20 protein-coding genes and 2 pseudogenes are annotated in these 18,989 nt (G+C 65.4%); 11 read left to right on the forward strand and 11 right to left on the reverse strand.

Annotated features, from left to right (window positions below):
• Positions 1-71 precede the first annotated feature (71 nt).
• The 3 genes from FOZ70_RS06810 to FOZ70_RS06820 are packed head-to-tail and all read right to left on the reverse strand — an operon-like array spanning position 72 to position 2,985.
• The gene (locus FOZ70_RS06810) at positions 72-1,010 is read right to left on the reverse strand and encodes an alpha/beta hydrolase (protein WP_219705286.1); all 939 of its coding nucleotides are present in this window, start codon (positions 1,008-1,010) and stop codon (positions 72-74) included.
• 2 nt (positions 1,011-1,012) lie between these two features.
• Entirely contained in the window at positions 1,013-1,897 is an 885-nt protein-coding gene (locus tag FOZ70_RS06815) for an alpha/beta hydrolase (protein WP_059651812.1), read from the reverse strand.
• Between the two features lie 32 nt (positions 1,898-1,929).
• Positions 1,930-2,985 (reverse strand): sugar phosphate isomerase/epimerase family protein, encoded by a 1,056-nt coding sequence (locus tag FOZ70_RS06820; RefSeq protein WP_219705520.1) that lies wholly within the window; start codon positions 2,983-2,985, stop codon positions 1,930-1,932.
• A 110-nt stretch (positions 2,986-3,095) separates the two neighbouring features.
• Here FOZ70_RS06820 and FOZ70_RS06825 point away from each other — a divergent pair, with 110 nt between their 5' ends.
• The 4 genes and pseudogenes from FOZ70_RS06825 to FOZ70_RS06840 all read left to right on the forward strand — a co-directional run bounded on the left by FOZ70_RS06825 (position 3,096) and on the right by FOZ70_RS06840 (position 6,432).
• The gene (locus FOZ70_RS06825) at positions 3,096-3,701 is read left to right on the forward strand and encodes a TetR/AcrR family transcriptional regulator (protein ID WP_060221011.1); all 606 of its coding nucleotides are present in this window, start codon (positions 3,096-3,098) and stop codon (positions 3,699-3,701) included.
• A 114-nt stretch (positions 3,702-3,815) separates the two neighbouring features.
• Positions 3,816-4,043 (forward strand): annotated as a pseudogene (locus tag FOZ70_RS06830) (hypothetical protein); the annotation flags it as partial.
• Between the two features lie 236 nt (positions 4,044-4,279).
• On the forward strand, positions 4,280-5,257 hold the full coding sequence (locus FOZ70_RS06835; RefSeq protein WP_219705287.1) for a chromate resistance protein ChrB domain-containing protein: 978 nt from the start codon (positions 4,280-4,282) through the stop codon (positions 5,255-5,257).
• Positions 5,254-6,432: a chromate transporter gene (locus FOZ70_RS06840; RefSeq protein WP_059857956.1), complete on the forward strand. Its 1,179-nt coding sequence runs from the start codon at positions 5,254-5,256 to the stop codon at positions 6,430-6,432. Before FOZ70_RS06835 ends, FOZ70_RS06840 begins: the two co-directional genes overlap by 4 nt.
• 79 nt (positions 6,433-6,511) lie before the next feature.
• On the opposite strand, the pseudogene FOZ70_RS38505 reads toward FOZ70_RS06840, so the two are convergent.
• A pseudogene (locus FOZ70_RS38505) lies at positions 6,512-6,598 on the reverse strand (paraquat-inducible membrane protein A); the annotation flags it as partial.
• Between the two features lie 258 nt (positions 6,599-6,856).
• On the opposite strand from FOZ70_RS38505, the gene FOZ70_RS06845 reads away from it, so the two are divergent.
• From FOZ70_RS06845 to FOZ70_RS06860, 4 genes are all read left to right on the forward strand, one after another.
• Positions 6,857-7,261, forward strand: a complete 405-nt coding sequence (locus FOZ70_RS06845) for a hypothetical protein (RefSeq protein ID WP_048021272.1) — start codon at positions 6,857-6,859, stop codon at positions 7,259-7,261.
• Between the two features lie 346 nt (positions 7,262-7,607).
• A complete protein-coding gene (locus FOZ70_RS06850; RefSeq protein ID WP_060307026.1) occupies positions 7,608-8,033 on the forward strand; it encodes a hypothetical protein in 426 nt (141 codons plus the stop codon).
• 259 nt (positions 8,034-8,292) lie between these two features.
• Positions 8,293-8,910, forward strand: a complete 618-nt coding sequence (locus FOZ70_RS06855) for a LysE family translocator (RefSeq protein ID WP_048021269.1) — start codon at positions 8,293-8,295, stop codon at positions 8,908-8,910.
• Positions 8,911-9,017: 107 nt separating this feature from the next.
• Complete coding sequence (locus FOZ70_RS06860; protein ID WP_027790093.1) at positions 9,018-9,266, forward strand: hypothetical protein; 249 nt, start codon at positions 9,018-9,020, stop codon at positions 9,264-9,266.
• Positions 9,267-9,326: 60 nt separating this feature from the next.
• On the opposite strand, the gene FOZ70_RS06865 is transcribed toward FOZ70_RS06860, so the two are convergent.
• The 7 genes from FOZ70_RS06865 to pobA form a co-directional block, all read right to left on the reverse strand.
• Complete coding sequence (locus FOZ70_RS06865) at positions 9,327-10,685, reverse strand: MFS transporter (RefSeq protein WP_021157591.1); 1,359 nt, start codon at positions 10,683-10,685, stop codon at positions 9,327-9,329.
• A 299-nt stretch (positions 10,686-10,984) separates the two neighbouring features.
• Positions 10,985-11,371 carry a 4-carboxymuconolactone decarboxylase gene (pcaC, locus tag FOZ70_RS06870; protein ID WP_021157590.1) on the reverse strand — a complete coding sequence of 129 codons (387 nt, stop codon included), beginning with the start codon at positions 11,369-11,371 and terminating at the stop codon, positions 10,985-10,987.
• A 10-nt stretch (positions 11,372-11,381) separates the two neighbouring features.
• Complete coding sequence (pcaD, locus tag FOZ70_RS06875; RefSeq protein WP_048021267.1) at positions 11,382-12,167, reverse strand: 3-oxoadipate enol-lactonase; 786 nt, start codon at positions 12,165-12,167, stop codon at positions 11,382-11,384.
• A 16-nt stretch (positions 12,168-12,183) separates the two neighbouring features.
• Positions 12,184-13,542, reverse strand: a complete 1,359-nt coding sequence (locus FOZ70_RS06880; RefSeq protein WP_219705288.1) for a 3-carboxy-cis,cis-muconate cycloisomerase — start codon at positions 13,540-13,542, stop codon at positions 12,184-12,186.
• An 88-nt stretch (positions 13,543-13,630) separates the two neighbouring features.
• The gene (locus tag FOZ70_RS06885) at positions 13,631-14,287 is read right to left on the reverse strand and encodes a CoA transferase subunit B (RefSeq protein ID WP_006482308.1); all 657 of its coding nucleotides are present in this window, start codon (positions 14,285-14,287) and stop codon (positions 13,631-13,633) included.
• A gap of 13 nt (positions 14,288-14,300) precedes the next feature.
• Complete coding sequence (locus FOZ70_RS06890) at positions 14,301-15,017, reverse strand: 3-oxoacid CoA-transferase subunit A (RefSeq protein ID WP_021157587.1); 717 nt, start codon at positions 15,015-15,017, stop codon at positions 14,301-14,303.
• Between the two features lie 143 nt (positions 15,018-15,160).
• Positions 15,161-16,393, reverse strand: a complete 1,233-nt coding sequence (pobA, locus tag FOZ70_RS06895) for a 4-hydroxybenzoate 3-monooxygenase (RefSeq protein ID WP_219705290.1) — start codon at positions 16,391-16,393, stop codon at positions 15,161-15,163.
• Between the two features lie 116 nt (positions 16,394-16,509).
• On the opposite strand from pobA, the gene FOZ70_RS06900 reads away from it, so the two are divergent.
• The 3 genes from FOZ70_RS06900 (at position 16,510) to FOZ70_RS06910 (ending at position 18,961) form a co-directional block, all read left to right on the forward strand.
• Positions 16,510-17,436, forward strand: a complete 927-nt coding sequence (locus tag FOZ70_RS06900; protein ID WP_059857953.1) for a LysR family transcriptional regulator — start codon at positions 16,510-16,512, stop codon at positions 17,434-17,436.
• 89 nt (positions 17,437-17,525) lie between these two features.
• The gene (folE, locus tag FOZ70_RS06905; RefSeq protein ID WP_021157584.1) at positions 17,526-18,158 is read left to right on the forward strand and encodes a GTP cyclohydrolase I FolE; all 633 of its coding nucleotides are present in this window, start codon (positions 17,526-17,528) and stop codon (positions 18,156-18,158) included.
• Positions 18,158-18,961 (forward strand): SDR family oxidoreductase, encoded by an 804-nt coding sequence (locus tag FOZ70_RS06910; protein ID WP_219705292.1) that lies wholly within the window; start codon positions 18,158-18,160, stop codon positions 18,959-18,961. The genes folE and FOZ70_RS06910 overlap by 1 nt, the downstream gene beginning before the upstream one ends.
• Positions 18,962-18,989: the final 28 nt, after the last annotated feature.

Consider the following 18,989-nt stretch of genomic DNA (forward strand, 5'->3'; position numbering starts at 1 on the left):
ACCCGATATCGCGCGGCCGCCGAACCCTACAACCCTCCACGCAGCTCGCGCCGCCCCCTTCGGCCATACGCTCACCGCTGGAAAGCCCTGCGCATCTGCGCGCCGGCCACGTCGAATACCTGGCGGGCTGCCGACGTCACGCCGGCCAGATGGATGCACGCATGGATCATCCCCGGCAGCACGACGAAATCGGCCGCCACACCGGCCTCCCGCAATCGCTCCGCATACGCGTGCGCGTCGTCGCGCACCGGGTCGTACTCGCAGGCCAGCAACGTGGCCGGTGGCAAGCCCTCGAGCGAAGCCGCCTGCAGCGGCGATACGCAGGGTGACACGCCGTCGGCCGGATCGGTCAGGTACATGTCGAAGCAATACCGCATGACATCCTGCGTCAGGTAGTAGCCCTGCCCGCAAGTCCGATAGGACGTCGTGCTCATCGACGCATCCAGCGGCGGATACAGCAACAGCTGATGCGCGATCGACGGGCCGCCCCGCCCACGTGCGACCAGACACGCAGCCGCCGCAAGGTTTCCTCCCGCACTGTCGCCGCCGACGGCGATGTGCGCCGGGTCCAGCCCCAGGCCGGCCGCCTCGCGGAGCACCCAGTCCAGCGCATCGCAGAAATCCTCCAGCGGCACCGGAAACCGGTGCTCCGGCGCAAGCCGGTAATCGACCGACAGCACGACGCATTGCGTCGCGTTGGCCAGCGCGCGGCAGGGATTGTCGTATAGCTCGAGCGTGCCGAGGCACCACCCGCCGCCGTGTGCATAAACGAGCGCCGGCCGGCGCGCCGCGCTTTCCGAAGCGACCGCTGGCCAATAAGCCCGCACGCGAATCTGCTGCCCGTCGCGCGTGGGCACCGCGAAGGTTTCCGTATGGTCGACCGCTTCCAGCGGTCCATGCCAGCCCCGCAGTGTCGTATCGGTCGCCTGGCGCAACGCGTCCAGCGACGCAGGCGCCTCGGTCACGGCCAGTCGCTCCAGCAGTGATGCGATGTCGGTGTCGATCGGCATGTTCAGCGGCTCCGCTCCAGGAAAGGCAGCAGATGGCCGATGAATGCGTCGGGGGCCTCTTCCATGATGAAGTGGCCGCAAGCCGGGACCACCGCGCCCTGCAGATCGGTCGCATTGTCGCGCATCGTGACCAGCGGCGCATCGCCGGTGGCATGCTCGGCACCGATGGCGAGCACCGGCATCGTCAGCTTGCGCTGCGCCCGCGCCTGGTTCTGCCGGATCGTCTCCGGAATCGCACGGTAATAGGAAAAGCCGCCGCGCAAGCCGCCCGGTGCCGCATAGGCATCGATATACACATCGACGGCCACACAATCGCGCCGGAACGACCAGCGGTTGAACATGAACTCCAGATACGCCCGCTCGCGGCCCGCAATCAGCGTCTCGGGCAGGTCGGCCAGCTGGTTGAACATGAAATGCCACAGGAAGATGTTTTCTTCCGGCGGGGCGAAGATCGACGGCGCGGGCGCCAGCCCGGGGATCACCGCCTCCGTGAGCGCCAGCGACTTCACGGCGTCGGGCCGGTCGCTCGCCAGCGCATAGGCCACCCACATGCCGACGTCGTGGCCGGCCACCTGGTAAACATCGAAGCCGAGCTGCGCCATCACGCGATGCAACGTCGCCGCCGTGTGCCCCGTGTCGTAACCCGCATGCGGCCGATCGGAATAGCCGGTACCTGGCGGATCGACCGCGACGGCCATGAAGCCGCGCGCGGCGAGCGCCTGCATCACGTGACGCCACGCGTACCAGGTTTGCGGCCATCCCGGAATCAGCAGGACCGGGGTACCGGCGCCTGCCGTGACGCAATGGATGCGCTGGCCGTCGATGCGTACGTATTGGTGAGCAAAGCCTTGAGCGTCGGCAGACGACGACTGAAGTTGAGCGGACATATCGATGATTCCTGGCAGTGGGGGGAAACGGCTCAAGCGATGCCGAGCATGTCGTGGATTTGCCGTTGATTGACCGCGGCGCCGGCGAAATCGTCGAAGATGCGCTCCGTCACCCGGATGATGTGGTCGTTGATGAACGCGACGCCTTCGCGCGCGCCGTCCTCCTGATTCTTCAGGCAGCACTCCCATTCGAGGGTGACCCATCCTGTGTAGTCGTACTGAGCAAATTTCGAAAAAATCGCCTTGAAGTCGACCTGACCGTCGCCAAGCGAACGGAAACGGCCGGCGCGCTCCAGCCACGAACTGTAGCCGCCGTAGATGCCCTGGCGCCCCGAAGGCAGGAACTCCGCGTCCTTCACATGGAACATGCGGATGTGGTCGCGGTAGATATCGATGTACGCCAGATAGTCCAGTTGCTGCAGCACGAAATGGCTGGGATCGAACAGCATCTTGCAGCGCGCGTGCTGGCCGACCAGCGCATGGAAGCGCTCGAAACTGACGCCGTCGTGCAGGTCTTCGCTGGGGTGAATCTCATAGCAGAGGTTGACGCCGTTTTCGTCGCAGGCGTCGAGAATCGGCCGCCAGCGACGCGCCAGCTCGTCGAAGGCCGTCTCGATCAGGCCCGCGGGCCGCTGCGGGAACGGAAACAGGTAAGGCCACGCGAACGAGCCCGAAAAGGTGCCCATGTCGGTCAGCCCCAGGCGGCGTGAAGCCCGTGCCGCCAGCTCGAGCCGATCCAGCGCCCATGCGGTGCGCGCGGCCGGGTTGCCGCGCACGGCCTCGGGTGCGAAGTTGTCGCACATGGCGTCGTACGCCGGATGCACGGCAACCAGCTGCCCGAAGATATGCGTGGTCAGTTCGCTGATCTCCAGCCCATGTTCGGCCAGCATGCCCTTCAGGTCATCGCAATAGGCCTGACTGTCCGCGGCGGTCTCCACGTCGAACAGCCGACCGTCCCACGCGGGAATCTGCAGCGCCTTGAAGCCGACGCCGGCCGCCCATTGCGCGATATGCGGCAGGCTGTCGAACGGCGCCGCATCGTCGGCGAACTGCGCGAGATGAAGACTGGGGCCCTTGAGAGTACGCATGATCGATTCCAATTGTTTGTTGATCGACAAAGAATAGAATGCGGGAACGGCGCGTGTCAACACGGCGCGCGATAAAATCGGCGCACGATGTGACGACGGACGAAAGGGATATGGCGGGACGACCGAGAGAATTCGATCGCGACATGGCGCTGAAACGCGCAATGCTTGCGTTCTGGCGGCGCGGCTACGAAGGCACGTCGATGTCCGACCTGGTCGAAGCGATGGGCATCGCGTCAGCGCGCATCTACGCCGCGTTCGGCAGCAAGGAAGCCCTGTTCCACGAGGCCGTGGCGCTCTACGAGCAAGGCGAAGGCGGCTTCGCCGATCGTGCGCTCGGCGAGGAAACCGATGTCCGCGCGGCCATCGAACGGATGCTGCGCGATGCCGTCGCCGCTTATACCAGGCGCGGCCAGCCGCACGGCTGCATGGTGGTGTCCGCCGCGACCAACTACTCGGCCGAAAACGAAGGTGTCATGGAATGGCTGGCCGCCCACCGGCGCGCACGCACGCAATCGATCACCCAGCGCTTGCAGCTCGCGGCCGAACAGGGGCAGCTCGCGCGGGGCACCGACATCAAGGCGCTGGCCGATTTCTATGCAACGCAGTTGCACGGCATTTCCGTTCAATCCCGCGACGGGGTATCGAAGGAGCGCCTGCTCGCGTCCATCGGGCCGGCGATGATGCCGCTCGCGATGGCGGTGCGTGACGGCGCGTAACCCGGCCGGTCGACCGACAGGACGGCCGTTTCGAACTCGGGCAGATCGACCGGAAAAACAACGCGGCGGACGACGCGACGCCCGTCGACAATCCGGTGCATGACCGCAACGAACCACGAGCTCGTCGTCTTCAGGTCAGATCTCCCCGACGATGCGCTCCCTGTCGGCAAAGGACAGGTGATGGAGCACACCCTGAAAACAATCGGGGAAGTGGAAGATATCGCGCCCGGCAAGCGCAAGCGCATGTCATTCAAGCTCACGCCTGGCCACGACGCGCTGATCTGCAACAAGCCGGGCCACTATGACGCGGGGATACATACGGCACTTGTCGTGACGCCGTAGATCGTTCCGCCGGACCGAAATCCGGCCCGCAGCACCTGGGCGTCGCCTACCTCGTTCCGCATTACGCGGTCACTCATCCGACCTCACCCGAGCGAGGCGCGGCGCTTTCTTGGCGCGCCTCGTGCGAGCGGCACCCCTCGCACACCCTGGCTACCTGCCGGGAGCGCGTGCGGGACGACACGCGATCACTCAAATAAATTTTGTAGAAAACATAACCGAGACGTAGAATTCGCTACATGGAATCCCTTTCTACATGGTCGCTGCTTGTTCTGACCCTTCCGACGGAAAACGCGACGGCCCGCATGCGGTTCTGGCGCGCGCTCAAGGCGAAAGGCTGTGCGGTGCTGCGCGACGGTGTTTACCTGCTGCCCCAAACCGAAGCGCACGAAGAGACGCTGCGTGAACTCGCGGGCGCGATTGCCGAGAGCGGCGGCGCAGCTCACCTGTTGCGCGCACCGAGTCTCGACCGGTCCCAGGAACAGGAATTCCGGGCGCTGTTCGACCGGGCCGACGATTACGCAACCTTCACGCGCGCGCTCGCCGACGTGCGCAAGACGCTCGACGGGCAATCAGCCGCCGAGCTCACTCGCCTGTTGCGTCGCCTGCGCAAGGATCTCAACGCCATCCGGGCGATCGACTATTTCCCGGGTGATTCGGCCACCCGCGCCGAAGTCGCCCTGCAGGATTTCGGTGCGCTGGTCGACACGGTGCTGTCGCCGGGCGAGCCGCATGCCGCGGACCGCGTCATTCGTCCGCTCGCGATCGGCGAGTACCAGGGCCGCGCCTGGGCGACGCGGCAGCGGATGTGGGTCGATCGCGTCGCCAGTGCGTGGCTGATCTGCCGATTCATCGACGCGCAAGCGCGCTTCATCTGGCTCGCGTCGCCGGCCGATTGCCCGGCTGACGCGCTGGGCTTCGATTTCGACGGCGCGACTTTTACGCACGTGGGCGAGCGCGTGACATTCGAAGTTCTGCTGGCCAGCTTCGGGCTCGACAAGGACCCGGCACTGATGCGTGTCGGCGAGATCGTGCACGCGCTCGACGTGGGCGGTCCCGCCGCGCCTGAAGCAGTGGGCTTCGAGGCCGTGATGGCCGGCACGCGCCAACGGACGGAGAACGACGATCAGTTGCTCGAGCAGATGGGCGCCGTACTCGACTCCCTGTATGCGCACTTCACATCGAACGGCAAGAGCGAAACCCCAGCCAGATCATGACGACGACCATCGCCACGACCGAACCGACCTACTCGCTTGGCGAGCTGGTCGCCTACATGCTGCGTCTCGGCACGTTCGGTTTCGGCGGACCGGTCGCGCTCGCTGGCTATATGCGTCGCGATCTGGTCGAGCGACGCGGCTGGATAACCGAGGCCGACTACAAGGAAGGGCTCACGCTGGCCCAGCTCGCACCGGGGCCGATGGCGGCCCAGCTCGCGATCTATCTCGGGTTCGTCCACTACCGCCTTCTCGGGGCGACACTCGTCGGTATCGCATTCGTGCTGCCGTCGTTCCTGATGGTGCTCGCGCTCGGGTTCGCGTACGCGCATTTTGGCGGGCTGTCGTGGATGCAGGCCGTCTTCTACGGCGTCGGTGCCGCGGTGGTCGGCATCATCGCGATGAGCGCTTACAAGCTCACGACCAAGACCGTCGGCAACGACAAGCTCCTCTGGGCGATCTTCCTGACGCTGGCTGCGGTGACCTTCGTCACGGAATCGGAAATCGCATGGCTTTTCGTTGCCGCAGGCCTGATCGGCTGGCTGTGGCGCGCGCCGCCCAGGTGGCTGCAGCGGGGCGGGCTGAATGCGGTTGCCGCCGCCAACTTGCCGGCGGCCAGCGGGCTACTGAGTGGCATCGACCTGCCGCAGCTCGTCCAGATCGGTGCGTTCTTCATGAAGGCCGGCGCGTTCGTGTTCGGCTCAGGACTGGCGATCGTGCCGTTCCTCTATGGCGGCGTCGTCACCGAACATCACTGGCTGAACGACAAGCAGTTCGTGGATGCCGTCGCGGTCGCGATGATCACGCCCGGCCCGGTCGTGATCACTGTCGGCTTTATCGGGTACCTCGTGGCGGGCCTGCCTGGCGCATGCGTCGCCGCGCTCGGGACATTCCTGCCGTGTTACCTGTTCACGGTCATTCCCGCGCCCTACGTGAAGAAGTATGGGCACCGTCCAGGCGTCAAGGCATTCGTCGACGGCATTACGGCTGCGGCAGTCGGTGCGATCACGGGCTCCGTCCTCGTCATCGCGAAGCGATCGATCGTCGACGTCCCGACCGCACTGCTCGCCGTCACGACCGTGCTGCTGCTGTGGCGCTTCAAGAAGCTCCAGGAACCGGTGATCGTGACGGCGGCCGCCGTCATCGGACTCGTGGTTTTCCCGCTTCTGCACCATTGACTCGCGTCACCGGGAAACGAACATGACGTGCCAGGCCAGGACGTTGCCATGCGATCGTCGTTCTCATGTTCGAGAAAGCGACGCGATAGAGCGTGGTGCGCAGCATCGGCCGCCAGGTGGAACGACACCGGGCGGTGATGACCAGGATCAGCAGTACGCGGAGCTTGAAGCTCGCGTCTCGAGACCTCAACATCGAGCTCGAGAAGCTGCTCGGCAACCCTTACGAAAGAACCCGGCCTTGTCGGAAGGGTCATAAGTGGCATTTTCCCAGCGATTGCTGGTGTTTTGGGTACAGTCTCGTCATTTCTCTCCGGAGCAGTTGAGCCGGCCGGCACGGTCTTCACTCCGTTTGGCACGGCCGCAATGGATCAGGCTCAGTACGCTTGCACGTGTCCCAATTCAGCATTCAAGAAATGAGAAACCCATGCCGTTGATCACCATGCAACGAAGCCGATATTTCCCGGATGCCATCGGTTTGCTTGTTCTCATGATCCTTGTGGCAATCCTGTCGACCTTTGTATCGGCCTCCGAAATTTCGCGACCCTTGTGGGTTCCAATCTATGCCGCGTGGGCTGCGAGCGCGATTTTTGCCTGGCGCAAGGTTGAACCGGAAGCGAAATCCTGGCTCAGGATCGGATTGTGTTCGATTGGTGGCGCACTTCTATGGTACGCCGTGACCCGAACTGCCAGTCACCGGATTTTTGGGGCCACGGAATCCGAGCTTTCCAAGGTCTTCGACCTACTGATTGCACTGATACTTTCCCCCGGTCTGACGTTTGTTGCGATCACTGGTTGGGTGCGTGCGCTTATACGGCGGAAACAAGATTGATCTCGGCCGGTGTGCAACTTGTTCACCCCGGCCCGCCCAAGGAGTCTATTTGACGGGTGCTCGGATCGGTACGAGATTTGAACCAATTAGACAGGACGTCGTCGGCAAGCTCGGCAGGTGTATACCGGCTATGAGAGGCTACGACTTGACGGTCCGTTACAACGCCTGAATCGGTCTTGCGAAGGCGAGGTCACAACGCGAGCAACGGTGTTGGAACGGTGGGGACCTAGGCCGTCGCCAAGCGATGGCAGACGCATGAGCGATGGTAGAAAAAATGCAAACAGCTGATGACGGGCGTTTGGTGATGGGACATATTAGGCGGGCTTTTTCCGAGAGGAAAAAGCCGATGTCGGTCGTTCCAACCGTCTCACCCGACACGAACGAGTACTACGACGCATTGCACTTCTCAAACCGGCTCTGGGACGAGACGACTGCTTACGACTGGACAAACTACGCAGACGCGGTCTACAGATTTACTCCCGAAGCGTTCTGCTACTTTTTGCCCGGAATCATGCGCGTCTCGATCGAAGACAATCAGGTCGCGTTGACGGTCATCGAGAGCTTGATGGGGTCGTTGGACAGGTCGCCGGTTGTGGAATACTGGGACGACTATTTTCTGCAGCGTTGGCCCAAGCTGACAGACGTCGAGTGCGACGCTGTAATCGAATGGCTTCTCTGGCTCAACGAACATCCGCTCTCGCCATTCTCGAAAGACACGATTCTTCGTGCGTGCGAGACGCTGGAACTGGTAAAGAAGCATCGGACGGAGTAGCAGCTACATGATGGCTATTGTTCGCAAGGGCGATTTGACGAACCGCTTTCGTCCCACATTGAATGCAGCCAATTATTCAAAGACAACATATTGAGACTGCGGGCATCTTTTCTGAGAACCAAGAACACACGTCAACAACCGCCCCACAGCACCCCCTCCCCCGTACCGGCAATCGTCAATCAAACTGTACCGGTACTGTACAGAAAACCGTCGCTAAACTGACCTCCATCCCAGTCCAGAACAGAATGGAGAATCCGCGATGGAATTCCTCACCCTGAGCGCGCTGCCCGCCGGCATGCTGTTTGCGCTCGTCACGTCGATCACGCCCGGCCCGAACAACACGATGCTGCTCGCATCCGGCGTCAATTTCGGTTTCCGCCGCACCGTGCCGCACCTGTTCGGCATCAGCACCGGCGTCGCGATCCTGATGCTCTGTGTCGGCTTCGGCCTCGGCGAAGCATTCAAGCGCCTGCCGCTGCTCTATACGATCCTCGAAGTCGCGAGCGTCGCGTACCTGCTGTACCTCGCGTGGCGCATCGGCACGTCGGGCGAAGTGAAGGCACACGGCGGCAAGCCGCGGCCGATGACGTTCATCGAAGCCGCCGCTTTCCAGTGGATCAATCCGAAGGCATGGATGATGGTGCTGACCGCCGCGACGACGGTCCGCCTGTCCGGCGACTACGGGATGAACGCCGCGTGGATGGCCGTCGTATTCATTCTGATCGGCTTTCCGTGCATCAGCCTGTGGGCCGCGTTCGGGCTCGGCCTGCGCCGCTTCCTGTCGAATCCCCGCGCGCTGCGCCTCTTCAACGTGACGATGGCCGTGCTGCTGATCCTGTCGCTGTACCCCCTGATCGCGCACCTGCTGCCGCAGTGAGCGCTCACAGCGTGCCCGTTGAGATTCGTGCCATGCAGGCGTACCCTTTTGGTACGGGCGCGCGCAACCGCTTCGCCGGTTGCGCCGCTGCTGCCGGGAGAGTGCCGATGAAGCCACTGCTGAGGGCGGGTGAACACATCGAGGGGATGCACTGGATCGCCGAGTATCGCCCGCTCACGCACGAGATTCGTGTGTTGCGCGAAGACATCGAGATCGGCATCTATTGCGCGCCGCCGACGATGTTCGGCGAAGAGGAAGACATGGGCGCCGCGAACCTCTCCGATCATCGCAGCCGGGAGGCTGCGCTGCGCGCGTATCTGCGCAATTTCGTGAAGGAACACGACGCGGAAGAATAACCGGCGGCCCGACGGCCGCCGTATCGGCGGGCCGGCGCATCGCACCGGCCCGCGCTTCGCTCAATGCCCGAGCGATTCGATCTTGCCTGCCGGCTGCGTCACGCCATGCGGCCGCGCCATCTGCTTGATCAGCAGCGCGACACACGCGAGCAAGCCCGCGACGGCGATCGTCGCGAACACGCCCGCGAACGAAAAATGCCGGCGCGTCAGCTCGGCGACGAGGAACGATCCCGCAATCCCGCCGAAGCGGCCGACGCCGAGCATCCACGCGACACCCGTGCCGCGCCCCTCGGTCGGATAGAACGCGGCGGCGAGCGCCGGCATCGACGATTGCGCGGTGTTCATCAGCACGCCGGCCACGAACACGACCAGCACGAGCAGCCCGACGTTGCCGGCCGCCTGCCCGATCGCATACACGCTGACGGCCGTCAGCGCGTAGCACACGGCGATCACGCGGTTCGCGTTGAAGCGGTCCATCAGCACGCCGCACAGCACGGCACCCACACCGCCGAGCGGGAACAGCGCGGAGATCAGCGTCGCGCTCTTCGGCGTCAGCCCGGCATCCTTCAGCAGGATCGGCATCCAGTTGATCGACGCGTAGAAGATCACGAGCCCCATGAAGTACGCGAGCCACAGCATCACCGAGCCGACGATGTACGAGCGCGACAGCACGACGCCGAGGCCTTTGCTGCCGGTCTGCGGCGCGGCTTCGGTCATCGCGAACGAACCGGCGTTCAGCGCGTCGCGCGAGATCCGCGCGAGCGTGGCGCGGACCTTGTCGACATGCTGGCCGCTCGCGACCATGAAGCGCACCGATTCCGGCATCTTCAGCAGCAACAGCACGCCGAGCAGCAGCGGCGTCACGCCGCCGAGGATCAGCACGCTGCGCCAGCCGAAATGCGGAATCATCCACGCGGCGAGGAAACCGCCGAACGCGGCGCCGAGCGGGAAGCCGCAGAACATCAGGTTGATCACGGTCGCGCGGCGCTTGTCCGGGCAGAACTCGCCCATCATCGTGACCGCGTTCGGCATCGCCGCGCCCAGCCCGACGCCGGTGATGAAACGCAGGATCGTCAGGTGCCCGATCGTATTCGAGAAAGCGGACATCAGGCATGCGACGCCGAACAGGAATACCGAGCCGAGCAGCAGCGAACGGCGGCCGAGCCGGTCGGATAGCGGGCCCGACACGAGCGCGCCGCACGCGAGGCCGAACAGCGCGGCGCTGAGTACCGGTGCGAGATCGGGCTTGGTGAGGTTCCATTCGCCGAGCAGCGACGGCGCGATGAAGCCGATCGCGGCCGTATCGAAGCCGTCGAGCAGCACGATCACGAAACACATGAGGAACACGAGCCATTGAAAGCCGCCGAACGGCTGCTCGTTGATGAAGGTCTGGACATCGACCACGGGTGCGCGATTCATCGCTAGTCTCCTGTGTCGATCCAGGTTCGCGCCTTGGCGTCTACCTGGATTCCATGCGTCGTGGTCGACCGGCGTTGGCGCGTCAGCGCTTACTCCGGTCCCCAGCAACGCTAATAATGTATGAGCAATACGGCATGGCAGCCGCGCCCTTCCTTTGTTCGTCCACCAATCATCCGGTGTGCCGTGCGCCGATGCTCTGCCGGCGCGTTCATCGATTCCGTCGTCGACGGCCCGCTTGCGACAGCGGGCCATGCGATCGGTTGCGGCCGCCCTCAGCCGGCCGCTCCTGACCGACCGTCTTACGCGGCCGCGTCCTGTTCCTTGAAGATCTTGTCCGCGAGATGGAACGCGGAATTCGCGGCCGGCACGCCGCAATAGATCGCGGTCTGCAGCAGCACTTCCTTGATCTCGTCGCGGGTCACGCCGTTGTTGCGCGCGGCGCGCAGATGGAGCGCAAGCTCCTCGCCGCGATTGAGCGCCACCATCATCGCGATGGTCAGCAGGCTGCGCGTATGGCGCGGCAGGCCGTCGCGCGTCCAGATCTCGCCCCATGCATAACGCGTGATCAGGTTCTGGAATTCGTCGGTCACCTCGGTACGGTTCTCGATCGAACGATCGACGTGCGCGTCGCCGAGCACCGCGCGACGCACCGTCATCCCTGCTTCGTAACGTTCCTGGTCGTTCATCGCCGGTACCTCACGCGGTCAGGAAATCGAGCAGCGCGCGGTTGAAGCCGTCGGTGCACTCGATGTTCGAAATATGCGCGGCGTCGAATTCGACGTGCTGCGCACCCGGAATCGCGGCGGCGAGCGCGCGGCCCTGGTCGGGCGGCGTCGACATGTCCTTCGCGCCGGTCACGACGAGCACCGGCAGCGCGATGCCTTTCACCTCTTCGCGCAGGTCGGCGGCATTCAGCGCGTCGCAGTTCGCCGCATAACCGTCCTTGTCGGTATGCACGAAGGTGTCGCGGATCGCATCGAATAGGCGCGGCTCACGCTCGACGAATGCGTCGGTGAACCAGCGCGGCAGCACGGCGTCGGCGAGCGCGGCCATCCCTTCGGCGCGTGCCTTCTGCGCGCGCGGCGCCCACACTTCCGGCGAACCGATCTTTGCCGCGGTGTTCGACAGCACCGCACGCACGATGCGCGACGGGTAGCGCGCGGCCAGCGCCGCGCCCGTCAGCCCGCCCATCGAGATCCCGCAGAAATGCGCGCGATCGATGCCGACGTGGTCGAGCAGGCCGATCACGTCGCCGGCGAGCTGCTCGATCGTGTACGAGCCGGCCGGTGCTTCGGAGTGGCCGTGGCCGCGCGTGTCGTAGCGCAGGATGTTGAAGTGCTGCGTGAGCGGACGGATCTGCGGTGCCCACATCTGCAGGTCGGCGCCGAGCGAATTCGAGAAGACGAGCCACGGCGCGTCGGCGCGCGCGGCACGGTCGATCCGGTAATGCAGTTTCACGCCGTTGACAGTGGCGAAAGGCATCTCAAGGTTCTCCTGGTTATTTCGCGCCCGCGTGCAGCGCGAGCACGGCGTCGACATAGGCCTGCGCCTCGCCGACGTAATGTGCGGGATCGAGCAGCCGCGCGAGCGCGTCGCGCGACAGGTGCGCCGACACGGTCGCATCCGCGGCGAGCACGTCGAACAGCGTCGAGCCCGTGCGCACGGCTTCCTTCGACGCATGCTCGACGACGTGATGCGCGTCGAGCCGGCCGATCTTGTCGCCGAGCGCGAGCATCACCGCTTCGCCGAGAATCAGCCCGCGCGTCAGTTCGAGATTCGCGGCAAGGCGTTCGGTGTTCACGTCGAGGCCCGCGACGATCTGGGCGATCTGCGCAAGCGCGCCGCCGGTCAGGCGCGCGAGATCGGGCAGCGCATCCCATTCGGCCTGCCAGCCGCCGAGCGCACGTTCATGTTCTTGGACCATGCCCGCGAACACCGTCGCGACGAGGTTCGGCGCGCGCACCGCGGCGGTGAGCACCGCCGCGCAACCGACCGGGTTGCGCTTGTGCGGCATCGTCGACGAGCCGCCCTTGCCGGCGGCGGCCGGTTCGCCTAGCTCGCCGACTTCGGTCTGCATCTGCAGCGACACGTCGCGCGCGATCTTGCCGAGCGTACCCGTCAGCATCCCGAAGCAGGACGCGGCTTCCGCGATGCGGTCGCGCTGCGTGTGCCACGGCACGGCCGGTGCGGCGAGCTTCAGGTCCGCCGCCAGCGCGGCCGTGACGCCAGCCGCGTGCTCGCGCAGGCTCGCGAGCGTGCCGGCCGCGCCGCCGAACTGCAGCACGAGCGTGCGTTCGCGCAATTCGGCGAAACGCGCGCGATGGCGCAGCAGCGCGTCGAGCCATTGCGCGAATTTCAGGCCGAGCGTGATCGGCAGCGCCTGCTGCAGCCACGTGCGGCCGATCATCGGCGTCGCGCGATGCGTGCGCGCGAGCGCCGCGAGCGACGCACACGTTTCGTCGAGCATCGGCTCGAGCACGTCGAGCGTGTCGCGCAGCTGCAGCACGGTCGCGGTATCGATGATGTCCTGGCTCGTCGCGCCCCAGTGCACGAACTTCGCGGCCTCGGGGTCGTCGGCCTTCACTTGTGCGGTGAGCTGCTTGACGAGCGGAATCGCGAGATTGCCGCCGAGCGCCGCGCCGTGCGCGAGCGCGTCGGCGTCGAGCCGGCTTGCGTCGCACGCGCGTTCGATCGGCGCGACCGCGGCGGCGGGAATCACCTGCTGCGCGGCGAGCGCACGCGCGAGCGCGGCCTCGACGTCGAGCATCCGCTGGATCGTCGCGCGGGGCGACCAGATCCGGTTGAGCGGCTCGGTGCCGCAGATGAGGGAGGTCAGGCGGGCGCTGTCTTCGAGCATGGCATCAGATTGGGGAAACGGCGTGCGCCTATTGTCCACCCAAGCGCGCCGGCATGCGCGCAAACGCACGCGCCGGCACGTCGGTGGTTCAGGCAGCCGCCTTTTGCGTCGCGTCGATCAGCGGCACGCCGGTCAGCTTCTGCAGTTCGTCGAACGACAGGTCGGTGAAGATCTCGCTCACGGCCAGCCCGTCGGCCGTCACGTCGAGCACGGCGAGATCCGTATAGATACGGCTCACGCATTGCACGCCGGTGACCGGATACGAGCACTGCGCGACGATCTTGCTTTCGCCCTGCTTCGTCAGGTGCTCCATCATCACGAACACCTGCTTCGCGCCGATCGCGAGGTCCATCGCGCCGCCGACCGCCGGAATCGCATCGGGTGCGCCCGTATGCCAGTTCGCGAGGTCGCCGTTCGCCGATACCTGGAACGCGCCGAGCACGCAGTAATCGAGGTGGCCGCCGCGCATCATCGCGAACGAATCCGAATGGTGGAAATATGCGCCGCCGGTGAGCAGCGTCACGTGCTGCTTGCCGGCGTTGATCAGTTCGTCGTCTTCCTCGCCGGGCGCGGGCGCGGGGCCCATGCCGAGCAGGCCGTTCTCGCTGTGCAGGAAGATCTCCTTGCTCGGGTCGAGGTGGTTCGCCACCAGCGTCGGCACGCCGATGCCGAGGTTCACGTACGCGCCTTCGGGGATGTCCTGGGCGACGCGCTTGGCCATTTCATCGCGGGTCAGTCGTTTCATCTGAATATCTCCCTCAAGCGGCTTGCGATGCAGCATGTTCGGCAGCCAGCTCGGCCGCATGCGCGGCCTGCGGCACCTCGACGACGCGCTGGACGAAAATGCCCGGCGTCACGATGTGTTCCGGGTTCAGCGCGCCGAGCGGCACGACTTCCGACACCTGCACGATCGCGACCTTCGCGGCGCTGGCCATGATCGGCCCGAAGTTGCGCGCGGTCTTGCGATACACGAGATTGCCCCAGCGATCGCCCTTGTACGCCTTCACGAGCGCGAAATCGGCGTGGATCGGCGTCTCGAACACATACGGCTTGCCGTCGATCACGCGCGTTTCCTTGCCTTCCGCGAGCTTGGTGCCGTAACCCGTCGGCGTGAAGAAGCCGCCGATGCCGGCGCCCGCCGCGCGGATACGCTCCGCGAGGTTGCCCTGCGGCACGAGTTCCAGCTCGATCTCGCCGGCGCGGTACAACCCGTCGAACACCTGCGAATCGCTCTGGCGCGGAAACGAGCAGATGATCTTGCGCACCTGCTTCGCCTTCAGCAGCGCCGCGAGGCCCGTCTCGCCGTTGCCCGCGTTGTTGTTGACGATCGTCAGGTCGCGCGCGCCCTGTTCGATCAGCGCGTCGATCAGCTCGGACGGCATGCCGGCCGTGCCGAAGCCGCCGATCATGATTGTCGCGCCGTCGTGGATGTCGGCCACCGCCGACTGAAGCGATTCGAAAATCTTGTTGACCATGTCTCTTCCTGATACGAACCCGCGGCTCGATGCGCGGCCTGTCGAGGGGACACGCGCGTGCCGCGTGTCGCGCCGGGGCCGATCTCGATCCCGGTATTTGTTCGCTAATCGAACCTAGATTCGATTAGCGAACGATGGGCCGATCATAGAGTCGCGCACAGCGCGTTGTCAAGGCGGGTTCCCTCGGGGGCCGTCGCGTCGTCGAACGGCAGCCCGACGTAGTTTTCGGCGAGCGACTGCGCGGCGGCCCGCGAGCGCGTCACGTATTTCAGCTCGGCAAACTTCAGGCGATTGACGAACGGCGAATCCTCCGGCGACGAGTGCAGCATGTTCGTCATGAAGTACGAGAAGTGCTCGGCCCGCCATACGCGTTCGAGGCAGGTCGCCGAATACGTGTTGAGCAGCGTCGCGTCGCCGTTGCGGTAGCGCGCGCCGAGCGCGCGGGACAGCGCGCGGACGTCGGCCACCGCGAGGTTCATCCCCTTCGCGCCGGTCGGCGGCACGATGTGCGCGGCGTCGCCGGCGAGAAAGAGGCGCCCGTGCTGCATCGTCTCCGACACGAAGCTGCGCATCGGCGTCACGCTTTTCTGCGTGATCCGGCCCTCGGTCGGCGTCCAGCCCGTGTCGTTCGAGAAGCGCGTGTGCAGTTCGTCCCAGATCCGCGCATCGGACCATTCAGTGAGGTCCTCGTCGGGCTTGCACTGCAGGTACAGCCGCGTGACCGTCGGCGAGCGCATCGAGAAGAGAGCGAAACCGTTGTCGTGATGCGCGTAGACGAGTTCGTCGAGCGACGGCGCCGCGTCGGCAAGAATGCCGAGCCACGCGAACGGATACACGCGCTCGAACGTGTTCAGCCGCTCGGCCGGGATCGTCTGGCGCGCGATGCCGTGGAAGCCGTCGCAGCCGGCGATGTAGTCGCAGTCGATGCGGTCTTCGCGGCCGTCCGCATGCTTGAACGTGACGAACGGGTGTTCGCCTTCGACGTCGTGCAGCGCGACGTCGCTGACTTCGAAATGCATCTGGTGGCCATGCTCGACGCCCGCCGCGATCAGGTCGCGCACGACTTCATGCTGGCTGTAGACGGTGATCGCGCGCCCGCCGGTCAATTCGGACAGGTCGATGCGATGGCGCTGCCCGGAGAACAGCAGCTCGATGCCGTGATGCTCGAGCCCTTCGCGGCGCATCCGCTCGCCGAGGCCGGCGTCGTTCAGCGTATCGACCGTGCCCTGCTCCAGCACGCCGGCGCGGATGCGGTTCTCGCAGTATTCGCGCGAACGCGCTTCGACGAGGATGGAATCGACGCCTTGCAGGCGCAGCAGATGGGAAAGCAAAAGGCCGGACGGGCCGGCGCCGATGATGGCGACCTGGGTGCGCATTGTTCGTCTCCTGAACATTAATTCGAATCGTCGAACACATTTGAGCGCTTTCCCGACTATGCGGCAACGCGATTCAGGAGATATGTTGTATACGTTTTCAAGATACTGGCCTGGCGATGGAAGCGCTCGATCTGAACCTCATTCCCTACCTCGTCGCGCTCGACGACACGCGCAACGTGAGCCGTGCCGGCGACCTGCTCGGCGTAAGCCAGCCGCGCGTGAGCACGGCGCTCGGCCGGCTGCGCGAGTACTTCGGCGATCCGCTGTTCGTGCGCACGTCGCGCGGGATGGAACCGACGCCGCGCGCGCTCGCGCTGCTGCCGGCCGCCCGCGACGCGCTCGCGCAGATCGAGCGCGGCCTCGTCGCGCCGCACGACTTCGACCCGGCCGCGAGCACGCATACGTTCTCGATCGCGCTGTCGGACGTGGGCGAGATCGTGTTCCTGCCGAAGCTGCTGCAGGCGTTCGCGACGCTGGCGCCGCACGCGAACCTGCGCTCGGTCTCGCTCGCGCACGACGAAGTCGGTCGCGGCCTCGAAGCCGGGTCGATCGATCTCGCGGTCGGCTACTTCCCCGATCTCGACGGCAACAACTTCTTCCAGCAGCGGTTGTTCACGCACCGGTTCGTCTGCCTGATGCGGCGTGGCCACCCGTTCGAACAGGCGCCGCCGTTCACGGTCGAACAGTTCCTCACCTGCGGGCATGCGGTGGTGCGTGCCGAAGGGCGCAGCCAGGAGGTCCTCGAGAAATATCTCGCGAAGCAGCGCATGCAGCGCCGCGCGGTGCTCGAGACGCCGCATTTCATGAGCCTGCCGTTCATCCTGAGCCGTACCGACCTGATCGCGACGGTGCCGCATGCGATCGGCTATGCGTATGCAGCCGAGCACGCGTTCATCGTGCCCGTCGAGCCGCCGCTCGCCCTGCCGCGCTTCGACCTGAAGCAGCACTGGCATCGCAAGTACCACAACGATCCCCGCACCGCGTGGCTGCGCGGCGTCGTCGCGTCGCTGTTCAACGACGAGCAGGACGAGTGGCCGAAGTGAGCGCCGGGCCTCGCACGCGACCTGCGAAAGCATGAAACAATGCCCGGATTCCGCGCCGCCCCGGCGGCGGCATTCGATGGAGCAGATAGATGGCTAAAAAGAAGTCCGCGCGGCCCGAACCGGCCGCATCCCGTCCGAGCCGCGAAGAAGCGGAAGACGCCGTTCGCGTGCTGTTGCGCTGGGCCGGCGACGATCCCGCACGCGAAGGCCTGATCGACACGCCCGCGCGCGTCGTGCGCGCCTACGAGCAGTTCTTCGCCGGTTACGCGCTGGAGCCGCGCGACATCCTCGCGCGCACGTTCAGCGAAGTCGACGGCTACGACGAAATGATCGTGCTGAAGGACATCCGCTTCGAGAGCTACTGCGAGCACCACATGGTGCCGATCATCGGCCGCGCGCACGTCGCGTATCTGCCGAACCATCGCGTGGTCGGCATCTCGAAACTCGCGCGCCTCGTCGACGCGTTCGCGAAGCGCCTGCAGATCCAGGAAAAGATGACCGTGCAGATCGCCGACACGCTGTTCGACGTGCTGCAGCCCAAGGGCGTCGGCGTGATCCTCGAAGCCGCGCACCAGTGCATCTCGACGCGCGGCGTGCACAAGCCGGGCGTCGAGATGGTGACGTCGCGCATGCTCGGCACGTTCCGCACCGATCCGTCGACGCGGCGCGAATTCCTGTCGATCGTCGCGAATCCTTCTTCAGTCAACCTGACGAATACGTAATGGAGTCGACGAAGCAAACGGCGCACGCGCCCGTCGTGCTCGTGACCGGCGCCGCGCGCCGGGCCGGGCGCGCGTTCGCCGAGTATTTCGCCGCGCACGGCTATCGCACCGCGGTGCACTACGACCGTTCGGCCAATGCGGCGCAGGCCGCGGCCCGCGCGATCGCCGAACGCGGGCACGATTCGGTTGCGTTGCAGGCCGACCTGTCGGATGCCGAACAGATCACCGCGCTGATCGACCAGGTGTATGCGCGCTTCGGCCGCCTCGACGTGCTCGTCAACAACGCGTCGGTATTCTGGCAGGATCATTTCCCGAGCTTCGACCTCGCGGCGTTCGACCAAGCGTGGGCCGTCAACTGCCGCGCGCCGATCCTGCTCACGCGCGCGTTCTACGAACGGGCCCGCGCGGCCGGCACGCAGGGTGTCGTCGTGAACGTGGTCGACCAGAAGATCAAGGAAAACTTTCACCGCGACCATTTCAGCTATACGGTCGCGAAGGCCGCGCTCGGCAACCTCACGCAGATGCTCGCGCTGTCGTCCGCGCCGGTGCTGCGCGTGAACGCGGTGTTCCCGGGGCTGATGCTGCCGAGCGACGACCAGACGCCGGCCGACTTCGAACACGCGAGCCGCGCATCGACGCCGCTCGCGCGCATCGCGGGCCCCGACGACGTCGCGAGCGCGATCCTGATGCTGACGGGCAACGCGTACAACGGCGTGGATTTCGTCGTCGATGCGGGGCAGAACCTGATCCGCGTCGACCAGGACGTGCTGTACAAGCACCGCGCGCCCGACAGCAAGCACTGACCGACGCGCGCGGCGGCGGGCGGCCGGC

The organism is Burkholderia sp. COPS (genome assembly GCF_019425585.1).
GTDB classification, from domain to species: domain Bacteria; phylum Pseudomonadota; class Gammaproteobacteria; order Burkholderiales; family Burkholderiaceae; genus Burkholderia; species Burkholderia cepacia.